At 61.0% G+C, this 15,469-nt stretch carries 13 protein-coding genes; 1 reads left to right on the top strand and 12 read right to left on the bottom strand.

Features of this window, described 5'->3' with window-relative positions:
- Entirely contained in the window at positions 1-411 is a 411-nt protein-coding gene (locus N5J71_RS12240; protein WP_003150546.1) for a putative toxin-antitoxin system toxin component, PIN family, read from the bottom strand.
- Positions 411-650 (bottom strand): ribbon-helix-helix domain-containing protein, encoded by a 240-nt coding sequence (locus N5J71_RS12235; protein ID WP_003089107.1) that lies wholly within the window; start codon positions 648-650, stop codon positions 411-413. The genes N5J71_RS12240 and N5J71_RS12235 overlap by 1 nt, the downstream gene beginning before the upstream one ends.
- A gap of 201 nt (positions 651-851) precedes the next feature.
- Between N5J71_RS12235 and N5J71_RS12230 the strand changes: the two genes are divergently transcribed.
- Positions 852-1,781, top strand: coding sequence for a recombinase family protein (locus N5J71_RS12230; RefSeq protein ID WP_003150544.1), 930 nt, complete (start codon positions 852-854; stop codon positions 1,779-1,781).
- A gap of 166 nt (positions 1,782-1,947) precedes the next feature.
- Here N5J71_RS12230 and N5J71_RS12225 read toward each other — a convergent pair whose 3' ends face one another.
- The 10 genes from N5J71_RS12225 to N5J71_RS12180 form a co-directional block, all read right to left on the bottom strand.
- Positions 1,948-2,343 (bottom strand): hypothetical protein, encoded by a 396-nt coding sequence (locus tag N5J71_RS12225; RefSeq protein ID WP_023082849.1) that lies wholly within the window; start codon positions 2,341-2,343, stop codon positions 1,948-1,950.
- Between the two features lie 2 nt (positions 2,344-2,345).
- Positions 2,346-2,717: a c-type cytochrome gene (locus tag N5J71_RS12220; protein WP_279916932.1), complete on the bottom strand. Its 372-nt coding sequence runs from the start codon at positions 2,715-2,717 to the stop codon at positions 2,346-2,348.
- The gene (locus tag N5J71_RS12215; protein WP_279916931.1) at positions 2,714-4,171 is read right to left on the bottom strand and encodes a flavin monoamine oxidase family protein; all 1,458 of its coding nucleotides are present in this window, start codon (positions 4,169-4,171) and stop codon (positions 2,714-2,716) included. Before N5J71_RS12215 ends, N5J71_RS12220 begins: the two co-directional genes overlap by 4 nt.
- Before the next feature lie 194 nt (positions 4,172-4,365).
- Positions 4,366-5,367, bottom strand: coding sequence for an AraC-like transcriptional regulator QhpR (gene qhpR / locus N5J71_RS12210; RefSeq protein WP_023082852.1), 1,002 nt, complete (start codon positions 5,365-5,367; stop codon positions 4,366-4,368).
- Positions 5,368-5,576: 209 nt separating this feature from the next.
- Entirely contained in the window at positions 5,577-6,380 is an 804-nt protein-coding gene (istB, locus tag N5J71_RS12205; protein WP_010454871.1) for an IS21-like element ISPst3 family helper ATPase IstB, read from the bottom strand.
- On the bottom strand, positions 6,373-7,872 hold the full coding sequence (gene istA / locus N5J71_RS12200; protein WP_279916943.1) for an IS21-like element ISPst3 family transposase: 1,500 nt from the start codon (positions 7,870-7,872) through the stop codon (positions 6,373-6,375). The genes istB and istA overlap by 8 nt, the downstream gene beginning before the upstream one ends.
- Before the next feature lie 361 nt (positions 7,873-8,233).
- Positions 8,234-9,178, bottom strand: a complete 945-nt coding sequence (locus N5J71_RS12195; protein WP_023082859.1) for a YCF48-related protein — start codon at positions 9,176-9,178, stop codon at positions 8,234-8,236.
- Between the two features lie 13 nt (positions 9,179-9,191).
- On the bottom strand, positions 9,192-11,552 hold the full coding sequence (locus N5J71_RS12190; RefSeq protein ID WP_023082860.1) for an efflux RND transporter permease subunit: 2,361 nt from the start codon (positions 11,550-11,552) through the stop codon (positions 9,192-9,194).
- A gap of 83 nt (positions 11,553-11,635) precedes the next feature.
- Entirely contained in the window at positions 11,636-13,498 is a 1,863-nt protein-coding gene (locus N5J71_RS12185) for a DUF1302 domain-containing protein (protein ID WP_023082861.1), read from the bottom strand.
- A gap of 20 nt (positions 13,499-13,518) precedes the next feature.
- Entirely contained in the window at positions 13,519-14,880 is a 1,362-nt protein-coding gene (locus N5J71_RS12180) for a DUF1329 domain-containing protein (protein ID WP_279916930.1), read from the bottom strand.
- Between the last annotated feature and the right edge of the window lie 589 nt (positions 14,881-15,469).

Genomic DNA, 15,469 nt, shown 5'->3' with positions numbered 1-15,469 from the left:
TCACAGCACCTCGACGCAGAACACGGCGGGCGTGACGATCCGCGTGCGTTCGATGTGCCCGCGTTGCAGCAGGCCGGCGCGGCGATCACCGGTTACCAGGTAGTCCGCATCGCCCGCCAAGGCCATGGCCAGCAAAAACGAGTCATCCGGATCATCGGCTTCGACCTCGATGGTCAGGCGCTCCAGTACCACAGCCCGTTGCAGGTTATTGATCATGGCGCCCACCTTGGCGGGCTGTAGGATGGCCTGAAGCTTGGGATAGCGGCTGGCTCGACGAATTTCATCGAGTTGCATCCGCGAGGTCACCACCTCGAAACGCGCCGCCCGCCAGGCACGGTAGATCGCATCGGGCGCGCCATGTGGCGAGATCAGGGCGCTGAACAGGATGTTGGTATCCAACACGACCCGCATCAGCGCTTACGTGCCCAGTCGAGCGCTTCGTCAACCGCGTTGGTCAATTCTGCCTCACTCAGATGGGCGTTAGCGGCCTTGGCCTGCTCAGCGCTCAGCTCCAGGATGTGTGCCCGTACCGCTTCTTCGATGAAGCGCGACAGGTCGCCCTTACGGCCGCCGCCCTGGCTGGCCAGAAACATCCGAAGCGACTGGTCGGTGTCGGCCGAGACGGCGACATTCCAGCGAATGGTATTCATAGCGTTCTCCGCTAATAGGTGTTTGTGTGTTTATACGCCAATCACAAAGGGCGATGCAATGGTTCGACAAAACGAAGGTTTTGCCGAACTCTATCGAGGAATGGCTCGGTTCGTTAAGCTCCCCGCGCTACGGTTCAAATAACTGGTACGCTTAATCAAAGTTCAACTATTACTAACGTAGTCGAGTAAACAGTACTTTTGATGAAGATCGGTTATGCGCGAGTGAGCACTCGGGATCAGAAAGCCGACCTACAAGTCGATGCCCTGAAACAGGCCGGGTGCGAACGCATCTACCAAGACATCGCCAGCGGCGCGAAAAGCGCCCGGCCGGAGTTGGACAAACTGCTGGCCAACGTGCGGCCGGGTGATGCCGTGGTGATCTGGAAGCTGGATCGCCTTGGGCGTTCCCTCAAGCACCTGGTCGAGTTGGTCGGCGAGCTGGCAGAGCGCAAGGTCGGCTTACAGAGCCTGAATGACCCCATCGACACCACCCACGCCCAAGGCCGCCTGGTGTTCAACCTGTTCGCCTCGCTGGCGGAGTTCGAGCGCGAGCTGATCCGCGAGCGGACTCAGGCGGGTCTGTCGGCCGCACGGGCGCGTGGCCGGATCGGTGGCCGTCCCAAGGGCCTGCCAGCCAAGGCTGAGGCCACCGCCATGGCGGCCGAAACCCTCTACCGCGAAGGTCGCCTGAGCGTCAGCGCGATCGGCGAGAAGCTGCACATCTCCAAGAGCACGCTGTACAGCTACCTGCGCCACCGTGGTGTCGAGATCGGCGCGTACCAGAAGAGCGCCAGGTCACGCGACCAGCAGCCTTCGGCCGCGTCGCCGGCAGAGCCGCCCGCCGCCGAGCGGGTGGCCACCGTCACCCTGCGCCTCGCGGTGGTGAATAACAGCAAGTTCGTGCGCGGCCGGAAGCGGGCCACGGAGAACATTGAGCGCTACTGCCTGGAGCCCTATGGCATGAAGCGGCTGGATGCCGGCCACTATGAGTTGACCATTCCGTATCGGAGCGACGATGAGCTGGACAAGAGCGTGCATGACCTGCTGACCGAGATCAGCCAGGAGGCCGACATGCGCAACTGTTTTGTCGAGATGGGCGCCTGGGAAGAAGACACCGAAAAGCGTTGGTAGGGCTTACGTTGGTTTTTGGTTCCATTGCTCCCCAAACCCCTTCTCCTACAGGAGATTCTTGTTGTGCTGAGGATGAGTCTGCCCCGTGCGCCGGTGGCGACGAGCAGGGCAGAAGGTACGAAGGGGCTGGAATCCGGTGATATCAAAAAAGTGCAAATCGCTTGGATCAGGAAAGGCTTTCGCGTACGGCGCCATTCCTGGCGACTTGCATGGCGCACCAGAGGAATCCCAGGCCGGAGCCGAGGTACACGGCAATCAGCCCCCAACCGAGCACATTCATCAGCCCGGCCAGTTGCACCTGGACCAGCAAGGCCACGACGGAACAGTCGACTGCGGTCAGAAGCAGCGCGTTGCGCGCCGGCAGGTCTGAGTTGCTGCGGACGAACCACAGCTCGATGGCGATCCCCAGGTAGACCAGGCCCAGAATGCGGCCCAGCAACGTGCCGGCGTCACCCAGCACCAATCCCGTCCACTGGAAGATCAGGTTGGGGTCGAAAGCCAGCAGCAGGGCCAGACCGACAGTCAGCACGCTCTTGGGGCGAGTGAAGAGAGTGATGTTCATGACTAGCTCCTGTTCTGCTGTTCGAGGAAGCAGATGATGTTTTGCCGATCGTCCTGCTTGCGCAGGCCGCCAAACGCCATCGAGGTACCCGGCAGGAAATTCATCGGGCCGCTCAGGTAGGCATCGAGCTTTTCCGCGTTCCAGGTGAAGCCGGCCTGCTCCAGGGTCGGCGTGTAGCCAAAGCCCTGCGCCGTACCGACCTTGCGGCCATACACGTCATGCAGACGCGGACCGACCTTGTGCTCCGCCAGCGAATGGCAGGCGGTGCACTTGGACTCGAACAGCTTTTGGCCGGCCGCGGCATCGCAAGCCGCCGCGGCCGTGCCGGAGATGGCGCAGAGGCCAAGGGCGAGAAGGAAACCAAGCTGCTTCATCCCAGCAGCTCCTTGACGAGCAGGGCCGCCTTGCCGCCCCCGCCGATGGCGCCGTCGATGAATCCGCGCCAACCCTCGCCGTGGTCGCCCTGGGCGAAGAACATGCGGCTACCCGGAGCCTTGCCGAAGTGATCGGCATACTTGCCGTACCAGCCGGGTCGGTAGCTGGCCCAGGTTCCCCGGCTGTAGGGGTCGAGGTTCCAGTCGTAACCGAAGCAGTCTTCCACTTCCATTTCCGGGAAGAAGGACTGCATGACCTGCTGCACGGCGTCCCGATCCAGGACGTCGAGCTTGGCGGGATCGTCGCCAAAGCCGATGAACAGCGTGTGGTCCTCGGCCTTGGCGTAGGTGAACACCACATTGAGGGGATGATCCGAGTCGGCCAGACCATACAGCTTGCCTTCCCCACCGACCTTGCCCTTGACCTTGATGACCGCCTTGACTCCGGTGCCGGCGTGCCGTTCGTGAGCGGCCTCGATCAGCTTGGGGTCCAGCGCCGGAGAGAACTCGATGTTGGGCAGCACGTTCATCGGCAGCGCCAGGACCACGCTGCCCGCCACAATGCGCTCACCCTTCTGGGTGGTGACGACCACGTGGTCGCCCTTGTCCTCGACCTTCTTCACCGGCGTAGACAGCCGCACTTCGGGCTTGCCGTCTTCGATCATCGCGTTGATCAAGCTGATGGTGCCGTCCTTGAAGGTGTAGCGAGTGAGCGAGTCGTTGAGGACCGACAGGTTGTAACCCGGCAGGGCCCACCAACGTGCCATCTCGTTGTAGGAAACCTGGTCAGAGGGGCAATGGGACATACTCACCAGATACGAGTCCACGGCAGCGCGATGCACAGGGTTGAGCTTCAACTGGTCGAGGCGATCACGGGCACTCAGGCTGTCCTGCGCCATGAGCTTGTTCCAGCGGAAGCGGGAGTCGTAGGGACGTTCCCAGATGTCGCGAGCGTCCGCGAAGTAGGTATCGAACGCTTGCAGCACCGGCAGCAGCTCTTCGCCAGCAAGTTGCGTCCGCTTGCCTTCCGCCAGGATCACCATGGTTTCCAGTGACGATTCAGCGCGTTCCGGGGATTCGATGACCTTCAGGCCATAGCGCTGGGTCTCGGCCCAGACGAAGGGCTGGGTCCAGTGAATCCAGGTTCCGCCCAGCTCCACCTTGTGGCCGGCGAACTCGGTGCTGAAGGTGCGACCGCCAAGGCGATTGCGCGCCTCCAGCACCAGCGTCTTGTAGCCATTCTTGCGACAGTCACGGGCGGCGGTGACACCGGCGAAGCCGCCGCCGATCACCACCACGTCGTAATCGCAACCCGCGGTCTTGCAGCCTTTCTGTTCAGCGCCCATGGCATTTGCCATGACCCCTGCGCCTGCCACCACAACCGCGCCAGCCCCGGCGCCACGCAGGAAACCACGACGACTGACGCCCTTGGCGTCGTCTTTTTCATCGGCCATCGATCCACACCTCATTTGTCATTGTTCTTGAAGTGAAGGGCGCAAGAAGCTGCCAGCTGAGCGATGTACGTCAGCCTGAAGTCACGCCCATCTGCGGGGATAAGCTATGCGACGCCCCCAGGCGCAGGCTTGGCAGCTCATGACAAAATCGTTGGCAGCGGATGACAATCCGCTCGGAAGGTGGGCGGCTCGATTCAGGATCGGCCGCGTTGGCGGAACTGCTGGGGAGTCAGTTGGGTCCAGCGGCGGAAGGCTCGGCAGAAGGAACTGGCTTCGGAGTAACCGAGCAGCAGTGCGATCTCCGTCAGGCTGTAGTCGGATTGCATCACATAGCTCTCGGCCAGGGAGCGGCGCACATCCTCCACCAACTGGCTGAACTCGACGTTCTGCTCGGCCAAACGCCTCTGCAATGTACGAACGCCAATCTTCAGGTCGCTGGCCACCTGCTCCAGGCTGGCACAGCCACTGCTCAGGCTGCTGGCAATGTGGTGGGCGACCTGGCTGAGCACGTCTGTCGACGCCGCCCGGCTTTGCCGCTGCTGTTCAAGGAAGGGCTCGAGGGCCTGGAACAGGCGCTGATCGGCGGTGCGGATTGGCATGTCCAGCAACTCGCGTGAGAAGTACAGCCGATTGTCCGGCTGCTCGAAGCGAATGGGACACCCAAATACCTCGCGGTGGGAGGCCAGGTCGCTGGGGGCCCGATGCTCGAAATCCACTCGAACAGGTGACAGCTGCGGATTCCGGGTCACCTCACGAAGCAGGTTGAGGATGGTGCAAATGGTGAATTCCGCATCCTGGCGACGCTGCACGATGGACGCGTCGGTGACCCGATAGGCCAGGCTAATCCGCTTGCCGTTGTCCTCGAAGTCCAGTTGCGTGGCCTGGGTCAACACCACCATGAAGCGGCTCAGGCTCCGCAGTACCAATTGCATGGAAGGGGCACAGCGTATGGCATGGCCATAGGCACCGAGCTCACTGCTCTCAGTGCGCATGGCCACCTCCAGGCCAATGGTCGGTGAAACCTCGCTACCAAGCACCTCCCAGAGGGCGACGTACTTTGTCACTGGAATTTCTGATTCCGGTGCGCTGAGAATCTGCTCGCGCAGTCCGACAGCAGCGAGGTGCGGGCGAAACAACTCTGCGTTGCGACGGAAGAAGCTTTCGGCAAGGACGGTATGGCAGCTAGACGACGGCATTGAACGCCCTGGGATGTTGGTGCTGATGGAAAATTGACCCACCCTGCCGATTGAAATTTGACCCAGGGCGGATTGCTGATTTCTATATCAGCAACTGTGGATAAGTCTATCAGCGCAGCTGCTTTAAAATCCCTTCCTTTCGATCGCCCCAAGTGGCGACTGAAGACCTGCCACATGTCGTCATGCAGCAGGCCGTCGTCTCCATGAAATCAGAACGGCTCATCGTCCTCCGGTTCCTGGCCGCCCTTACGCTTTCGCTCCCGTGATTTGATCTTGGCCTGGGCCGCCAAGCTACTGTGTTGCAGGCGATAGGACTCGTTACCGGTTTCGACGATGTGGCAGTGGTGGGTCAGCCGATCCAGCAGGGCGGTGGTCATCTTGGCGTCGCCGAACACGCTCGACCATTCGGCGAAGCTCAGGTTGGTGGTGATCACCACGCTGGTGTGTTCGTACAGCTTGGACAGCAGGTGAAACAGCAACGCACCGCCAGCCTGGCTGAACGGCAGATAACCCAGTTCGTCGAGGATGACCAGATCCATGCGCAGCAGTGCCTGGGCGATCCGCCCGGCTTTGCCGTCGTGTTTTTCGCGCTCCAGCAGATTGACCAGATCGACCGTGGAGTAGAAGCGCACGCGCTTGCCGTGCCGGGTGATGCCGGACACGGCCAGCGCGGTGGCCAGGTGGGTTTTGCCGGTGCCTGGCCCACCGATCAGCACCACGTTCTGCGCGGTGTCGGTAAAGGCCAGGCTGGCCAGCTCGCTGATCAGGCGTGCGTCGGCGCTGGAGGCGCTGAAGTCGAAGCCGGCCAGATCGCGGTGCATCGGCAGCTTGGCCATGTTCATCTGGTGGCTCACCGAGCGCATGGCGCGATCTGTGTGCTCTTGTTCCAGCAGGTGTTCGAGCAGCCACTTGGACGAGGCTGTGTTCGACTCACCCTGTGCAGTTAACTCCGCCCAGGCCGTGGCCATGCCGTGCAGGCGCAGCTCCTTGAGTTCCGCCATCAAATCACGCATGACCGACCTCCTCGGCCTGGCCACGCAGGCGGTCGTAGCGCGCCGTGTTAGCGACGGGGGCTTCCTTGAGCGACAAGTGGGTTTCGACGCTGGGTGGTGGTTCGGTCGCTGTCAGCCGCGCCACGACATTGAGGATGTGTTCGGCGCTCAGGCTGCCGCTTTCCAGTACCAGCTCAACGGCCACCAGCACGGCATCGAGTCCGGCGACCGGTACGGCAGCCAGGACTTGCGCCATGATCCGGTCACCGCCGGCATGACGCCCCAGACCGTGCTTAAGCTGACGCAGCGGCGCTGGCAGATCAGCAAAGGGCGCGCCGTTGCGCAGCGCGCCGGGCTTGCGTTCGATCAGCGGGAGGTAGTGCTGCCAGTCATAGCTGACCTGGTCGCGATCCAGCAAGCGGACATGGCTGGCGATCAGCGCGTCGTCAGCCACCACCTCGATTCGCGTCGGATACAAACGGCTGCTGACCCACTTACCCGCGTACTCACACGGCACCGAGTAGCGGTTGCGCCCGACGCTGACCAGGCAGGTGCTGGAGACCCGCGCAGGCCGCTCGACGTAACCGTCGAATGGCGCTGGCACAGGCATCAGTTCAGCGCGCTCCAACTCCAGCACTTCGGCCACACTCAGCCCGCTGTATTGAGGGTGCGTCAGCTCGTTCCAAAGCGCGCGGCAGCGCTGGCCCAGCCAGGCATTGAGTTCCTCGAAGGAGTGAAACTGACAGTCCTGGGCGTCTAGCCAGATACGCCTGCGGCTGTCTTGCACGTTCTTTTCAACGATGCCCTTTTCCCAACCAGCGGCGACGTTGCAGAAGTCCGGATCGAACAGGTAGTGCGCGCACATCACCGCAAAGCGCGCATTCACCGCCCGGCCTTTGCCCTTATTGACCTTGTCGACGGCGGTCTTCATGTTGTCGTAGATGCCCCGGCGCGGCACGCCGCCCAAGGCGCCGAACGAGCGTGTATGGGCGTCAAATAACATCTCATGGCCCTGGCTCGGATACGCCACCAGCCAGAACGCACGGCTGGCACACAGCTTCAGATGTGCCACCTGCATACGCCGGTAAATGCCGCCGACCAGCAAGCCTTCCTCGCTCCAGTCAAACTGAAACGCCTCGCCAAGAGCAAAGGTCAGCGGCACAAAGGCCTGCGACGCCTTGCCCTGTCCCCCTCGCCAGGCACGGATAAACGCGGTGAGCTGGCTGTAGCCACCGTCATAACCATCGGCTTTGATTTGCGCCAACAGCGCCTTGGCACTGCGCCGCTGTTGCTTGGGCCGCAGCGAATCGGCTTTTAGCGCCTGCTCCAGCGTGGCGTGAAAAGGGCTGAGTTTGTTGAAGATCGCGCGGCGTTGGTACACCGGCTGCTTGGCCTCAGGTGCTCTGACCCACTTGCGAATCGTGTTGCGCGCCAACCCGGTGCGCTTGGCTATCTCATGCAGCGACAGCTTGTCGCGGAAATACATCCGGCGGATTTTGCCCATCATTTCCATACTGATCACCCTGTGTTCTCCTGCTCATAAATTGAGCAGGAGCAGTTGAGCACCTGGGTCAGTTTTCGATCGGCAGAACAGCCTCTACTGGGTCAGTTTTCGGTCAGCGGCAACACAGTGATCAACGCCAGCAGCAGGCCGTTGAACAGCACCAGCTTGAATCGCAATGACAACCTGGCGAACAAGGTACGCATCGATGCACTCCAGCCATGCAAGAAGACACGCGCCCCTTAAGAGTTCGTCGAGTATCTCAACGAGCAAACAAACTGCGGATGCGCGTACTGTCGAAGGGATGGCGTCGGTGCTATTCGTCATCGCCCTCCGACAAGGGCCATGACAAGGGTGACCGACGCGATGCGGACTATTGAGGTATTACCCCTGCCGCCCCAAACAGCAGCAGATGTCCTTCAGTGAGCGGCGCCAATGCGGAGATGTTCAGGCGGTCCTCACGCTGAGATGCGTTGAAGCGCTCCACCTTTGTATCCGAGAGCGCTACCAGCCCCCCATTGCCGACCAGCGCGACGCGGCCATCGGCCAGTTGAGCGACATCGGTGATCGCCTCGACCGTACCGCTGCTCAGTTCGCGCCAGCGTTTGCCAGAACTGTCGCCGAGCAGCACCCGCCCGCTCATGCCGACCAGCAGCGCTCGACCATCACGCAGCCCGACACCACTCCACAGAGAGCCGCTGACGCCGGTGTCGAGTGATTGCCAGCTGGCACCGCGATCAGCAGAGCGATAGGCGTTCCCCGCCTCAGCGGCGATTAACAGGCTGCCATCACGGGTGGCGAAGATATGGTTGAGGTGATAGTCGTCACCATCGGCACCCACGCTCAGTCGCTGCCAGCTCTGCCCGCCATCCTGAGTCTGCGCGGCGTATCCGTATGCCCCAACGACGATGCCGTGCTGGGCATTCTCGAACCACACCGAAAGCAATACCGGCTGCTCCTCCAGGAGTTGCTGCAGAGCCCAGGTTTCACCCCCGTCTTCGGTATGCAGCAACACCCCGCCATGGCCAACCGCCCAGCCCTGCCGCTCATCGATAAAGCTCAGGGCAGTGAGCAAGCCGTCCACCGGCACGCTGCTGGCCTGGCGCCAGGTCTCGCCATCATCGGACAACACGACAATGCCATGGTCACCCACGGCGACCAGACGCCGGCCCACCTGGCTCACCGCGACCAGTGGCGCATGCTGTGCGCTCTCCAGGGCGATAGCCGGAGCCTGCGCGTCAGCAGCCCACACATTACCGGTCACAGCCAATGCCAGGGCCACCAGCGGGAACTGCAGAAAACGAATCGCGAACATCATGCATGCTCCTCTATCAGTGCGCGATCAGGGGAGCACGCACCGGCCCCCGCCGCGGAATCAGGATTTCCAGTACCACGGCCAGCGCTGGCAACAGGGTGATGGCCATGATCATGTTGGCCATGAACATGAAGGTGAGCAGCAGGCCCATGTCGGCCTGGAACTTCAGCGCCGAGAATGACCAGGTGGCGACGCCGACGGACAGCGTCAAGGCGGTGAATACCGTAGCCACCCCAACCTCGCGCAAGGCTTGCTGGAACGCGCTGACGATGTGCTGCCCTGCGGCGAGATGCATCTGCAAGCGGTTGTAGATGTAGAAGGCGTAATCCACGCCGATGCCCACGGCAAGCACCATCACCGGCAGGGTGGCCACAGTCAGGCCGATATCCAGCTCCTTCATGAACCAGTAGCCGAGGAAGGTCGCCAGGGTCAGCGGCAGGCAGCAGGCGATCATGGCGCGCCAGTCGCGGTACACCAGAAACACCAGCAGCACGATGGTCAGGTAGACGTAGAGCATCATCGGCAGCTCTGAGGTCTCCACAATCTCATTCGTGGCTGCTTGTACGCCGGCATTGCCGCTGGCCAGACGTACCGTCACCCCCTCCAACTTATGTTCGGCCCGATAATCCTCGACCGCCTGCACTACCTGTTTCAGGGTGCTGGCCTTGTGGTCGGTGAGATAGAGGTTGATCGGCAGCAGTGTGCAGTCTGCGTTGTACAGGCGCAGGGCCTCGGGCACCTGGCGAACCGCTTCGCCTAGCGACAGCTCATCCAGCGGCAGCGCTGCCCACTTGGGGTTGCCTTCGTTGACGCCGGAGGCCGAAAGCTTGGTCAGCGCCGGCAGGGACTGCGCCGAGAGCACACCGGGCACATTGCCAAGATACCAAGTCAGGCGGTCGACATAGGCCATCACATCGTTGCGGTAGCAGCCGCCTGCAGGGGTTTCCACCGCCACGGTGAACAGGTCCAGGCCCAGGGCAAAGTGGTTGACCACACTCTGCACATCCCTGTTGTACTGAGAGTCTGCATGCAGCTCCGGCGCCCCTGGCAGCACATGCCCTACATGGCGCCCCTGGCTCTGCCATACCGCCAACGCCATCAGCGCTAGGCACAGCAACGTGCCGATGGCCGCATTTCGCGGCTCGGCGATACGCCCAAGGCTGACCATGGCGCCATCACGCCTGGCTCGCAGCCTTTCGACACGCGCCACATAGGCCTTGTCGAAGCTGAAATAACTGGCCAGCACCGGCAGCATGATCAGGTTGGTAATGATCTTGTAGGCCACCCCCACCGAAGCGGTAATGGCCAGCTCGCGGATCATCGGGATGGGCACCAGCACCAGGGTGGCGAAACCGACGAAAGCCGTGATCAGTGCCAGCGTGCCGGGGATGAACAGGCCGGTGAAGCTGCGCCGCGAGGCGGTCATGCCATCTACCCCGGTGCAAACTTCCTTGGAGATGAAATTGACCTGCTGTACCCCATGAGACACGCCGATGGCGAACACCAGGAAGGGCACCAGAATCGCCAGAGGATCGAGGCCGAAGCCCAGCAGAGTGACGGTGCCGAACTGCCAGACCACCGAGACCAGCGAGCAGAACAATGGTAGGAAGGTCAGCCGCCAGGAGCGGGTATACCAATAAACCGCCAGCGCGGTGAGTACGAAAGCCAGGCCAAAGAACTCCACCACGCTCTTGGCACCGGCACCGATATCCCCCATCTGCTTGGCGAAACCAATGATCTGCACGTCGTAGTTGGAGTCTGCGTATTTGCTGCGCACCTCGTCTTCCAGACGCTGGCTGAACTCCAGATAGTTCAGGCGCTTGCCGGTTTGCGGATCCGGATCAGCCAACTCCGCTACCACCATGGCACCGGAATGATCGTTGGCGACCAGGCTGCCGACGAAGCCACCGATGATGGTGCGCTCACGAATGCCAGCTATGGCTTGGTCGTCCAAAGTGCCTACCGTGACATCACCACCTACCACGTCCTCGGCCTTCATGCCCTCCTCGGTGATCTGCACCGCACGGGTATTCGGCGTCCACAGCGAGGTCACGCTGCGCCGGTCGATCCCCGGCATGAAGAACAAGGTCTGAGTCAGGTCGTACAGACGGGTCATCGCCTGCTTGTTCCAGATATCGCCCTGCTTGGCATGCAGCACCACGATGACGCGGTTGGCACCGAACAGCACATCGCGGTACTGGTTGAAGGTCTTGATGAAAGCGTGCTGTTGCGGAAGCTGCTTGTCGAAGCCGGCCGACATTTCCAGGCGTGACGCAAAGCCGCCCATGATCAGGGTAATGACGGCCAGCAGGCCAAGAGTCGCCAGACGATGGCGAAAGAAAAAGCGCTCGAGCGCCGACACCAGGAAAACCAACATGGAATGCCTCGATACAACGAGTGTCGCCAACGGCAAGCCGCGCAAGAGCGCGCACGGTTTGCCGCCAGCGAACTTGGGCTGGATTAGAACGAGTAGGAAATATTGCCGCTGAGGAAGTCGCGATCAGCCATCAGGTTGTTGTCGCCACCGCCCCAGTACTGCACCCACTGCAGGCCGCCCTTCCAGCGGTCACGGTAGTTGAACAGCAGAGAGGTGGTCAGCGACTTGCGACCTTCGACAAACGGCATCGCATTCGGCGTGGTGCCGTTGACGTCGTGACTGAAGTCCAGCTGCGGAGTGACGGTAACGCCGCTGTCGAAGAGGTTGGGATAGTTCATCCCGATCTCGGCCACATAGCCCCAGGACGTTTTGTTTGGTACCGAGTAATCGGGCAGGAAGTAAGGCACCTTGCCGCTGGTATCCAGTCCCGGGTAATGGGTTACCACTGCTTCGGCCATGATGAAGCCCTGGGAGGCCCCCAGTGCGCTGGGGATAAAGCCAAGCGGATCGCTGGCCGAGAAGGTGTAGATGGCATTGATGTCCGCCTGCCACTTTTCCTCTTCGACAAAGCCCTTGTTCACTCCGGTATCGAACACGCTGTACTTGTTGTAGCTACCGGTGAGCCCACTACCGAAGGGAACGGTGGGGTCGATACCGACACTGTCATCGGGACGATAGGACAGCTCGCCCGCAACAGCTACCGGGCCCACCATGGTGCTCATGGAGAGACCGAACAGATCCTTGTCTTCGCCGTAGTTGATGAAATAGTTGTCCACCACCAGGTTGTTCGGATTGCTCCGCGCGGTGTAGCCCACGAAAGGTGTCTTGTCGTGGTAGCGCTGGTAGAAGAGGCCAAAGTCGGTGCCGATGCTCTCCGCGGTCCAGCGCAGTGCCACGCCATACTGGCCGCTGTTCTTCGCCTCACGCTCGCCGGCGTAGGGAATCGCCAGACCAAAAGCCACCAGATCGGCATCGCTCAGACCACTGATACCGGGGGCACCGCACTGACCGGTTGGCGTCAGATCGGCGCAAGTGAGTCCGAGCAGCGGGCCATAGATATTGTTCACGTAGTTCGTCGGGTAGTAGATCGGGCGACGCCCCTCTCCCGCTATATCCGCCGAGGAGAAGTAGGTTCCCACCGGATCGAGCGAGTAGGCATTCCACTTGAACTGGTAATACCCCTCCAGGCTCAGCGTCTCGGTCAGCCCGATATTGAAGGAGGCCATCGGTGCCGGGATGAACACCTCCTTCAGCTGGGTTCCAGGCGTGTGGTACTTGGGCAGGCTGAGGGCGTTGATCTGGTTGATGCCGCCGGGCACGAAGATCTCGGCGCCCCAGCTGATTACCTGGTTGCCCACTTTGACCTTGGCGGGCATCTCGCCGATATCAAAGCTTTTCGCTACCCACAGGTCGAGCAGATCGAAGCGCTCGGTGGCATCGCGCTCGGCCTGGTCGTCCAGTTCCGTGGTGCGCACGTTGTCCATCTTGAAGTCTTTGGCCCAAGCCACCCGACCCAGAGCACTCCAGCCATCACCGAAGCGCAGACTTAGTTCATGAGTTCCCTTGAGCACGTGAGAAAACACATCGTGTTTGTCGTAGTTCAGGTTGCCGTCATCGGCATTGCTGTAGTTGATATCGGCGTTCGCATAGCCGTTGCCACGCGACAGGTTGTAGTACCGACCAAGCTCGTTGTTGGTGCCGGGATTGCACCCACCACTGTCACCACCGAGTAAATGACAGTCGGGAGACTGCAAACGGGTGGCGAAACCATATGACAGCGTGGAGTCGAAGCTGCCGGATATCCCTTCCTCACTGCCGAACAGAACGGCGTAGCTCGGCTGAGTCCAGAGCAGGCCAGATGCAAGCGCGATCGACAACGCCAGAGGGTTATGCAGGCACGGCTTTGCCTGCAGCGCAGCCGCGCCGCATGTTTTTTGCTTTTTCATATTGTTGTGCTCCGGACCGGTCAACGCTCGCCGCGACGGCGCAGCTCGTTGGAGTTGAACATCTTGTCGCTCACACGCCCTTGCAGCCCTGCGCCGAGATCGAGCGACAGGCCTTCCTGAGTGAAGCCGTCGGCGATGTAACGGCGGGCGATCAGGTCGTAGCTGACGTACTCGAAGCTTGTGCAGGCCTGGATCTCGGGATCGGCCCACAGGCTGCCCTCCTGCACGCGCCAGAGATTGCCCTTGGCGTCGTACATATCGACATGCAGCAGGCTCCAGCTATCTTCGTCGAAGAAGAACACCCGCTTGGCGAAGGAGTGGCGCTTGTCGGCCTTGACGGTTGCCTCGACCACCCACACGCGGTGCTTCTCGTAGCGCTGCACGTCGCGATTCAGGTAGTCCTGGCCGATCAGTTGCTCATACTTGTTGGACTTGTCGACCAGCTTGTACGAGTTGTACGGCACCAGCATTTCCTTCTTGCCGACCAGCTTGAAGTCGTAACGATCCAGAGCGCCGGTGAACATGTTGATCTGGTCGACGAAGTACAGGTTGTCCGAGCCGGCAATCGGATTGTCGTAGGCGAAGGAAGGAGCCAGACGAACACGACGCTGTCCGGGGAAGTAGATCCACGAGCTCTGCGCCTTATCCAGGAAGGAGTGCACCAGATACATCTCGCCCGCCCGGGAAGAAGGTGACAGTACGTCATAGAGCAGCTTGGCCTCGATTCCGCCGGTATCGCTCGGGTCCCTCACAGCAGCATCGTTATAGGGATAGTACTCATGCGCCCATTGCCGAACCTCGGTCAGCGCGCCCCCCTTCTCACGAAGCAGGATCGAGACCTGCGCACGCCGCCCCTTGGCCATGTAGCGCAGCTTGTAGTTCCACATCACCTCGATGCCACTCTGCGGTACCGGGAATGGCACAGCGGCGCCGACAGCCTGCTCCAGGCGCCAGCCATCGCTGCCAATACGCGCCTGGCCGGCATACGCCTTGGTGCGCTCAGCCACTTCGGAAGGAATCGCACAGCTGCGGTGCGTGGGATAGACATCCAGGCGGTAACCCGGATAGGTCTTGATCAGCGCGACCTGCCCTTCCGGCAAAGAATTCTGGTACTTGGCCACATTGCTCGCGTCGATAGAGTACAGCGGCTTTTCACTGGCATATGGATCTCCTTTCCCTCGCGACCATCCAGCAGGGGCTTGAATCAAGCCGCCACTCCAGGCGGGGATGCTCCCATCGGCATTACCGGCCTTCTCTGCCCCAATCGGGGTTAGCTCACTCCCGAGCTTACTCAGGTCAGGCGAGGTTGCCGCCTGCAAGTGACTGGTACCAAGGAGCGCCAACAGCGCACCACCCAAAAGTGAAAACTGGAGGTTTTTCATGAACTTCTCCTGGAGGGAGCTTTTTTGTGGTTATTGGGAAGCAGTTCGAAGCGACCCAAGGGAGCCGCTGAAGGGAAATCCGCTTTGAGCGGGCCTAGAAAGGCCCGACGCTCTTGACACAGCACTGCGCGTAAAGCGCCCCAAAGCGAATTGACTGACGCTGTGGACGAACACTCTGTTCGCGACCATTCACCGGCCCTCTTGCTGAATTTCTTGTTGTTTTTGAATAGGCGGGCTGGACCGAAAGGAAAAAAGAGGGCTGATCAAAATCTAGCCCTAAGCGTTCCTGCCCACCTGGCTGGAAAACTATCCAAATGCCGCTCAAGGTGGATTGCCCGCGCATGCCAGACTCATTGATATCTGATGCCAATCGGGCCTGAGCACAGGCTTGGAGGTAGGAGCGGAACGATGAGGGAAGAGAGTCCGTACGCGGCCAGCATCTTGATCGGTCAGCAGTCGACTGCCAACACAGCAGGTCAGCGGTAGCGCAGCCGATGGCCCCGATGCCCTATGGATTGATTACCAGCAATGGCCCGCCTCTTGCTTGCCACGCACCTAGGCATAAGCAGCACTCAACTGAGCGATGCAT

Origin of the sequence: Ectopseudomonas oleovorans (genome assembly GCF_029845265.1) — a bacterium.
Classification (GTDB): Bacteria; Pseudomonadota; Gammaproteobacteria; order Pseudomonadales; family Pseudomonadaceae; genus Aquipseudomonas; species Aquipseudomonas oleovorans.
Note: the sequence above shows the minus strand (reverse complement) of the source record. Positions and strands in the feature narration are given on the sequence as shown.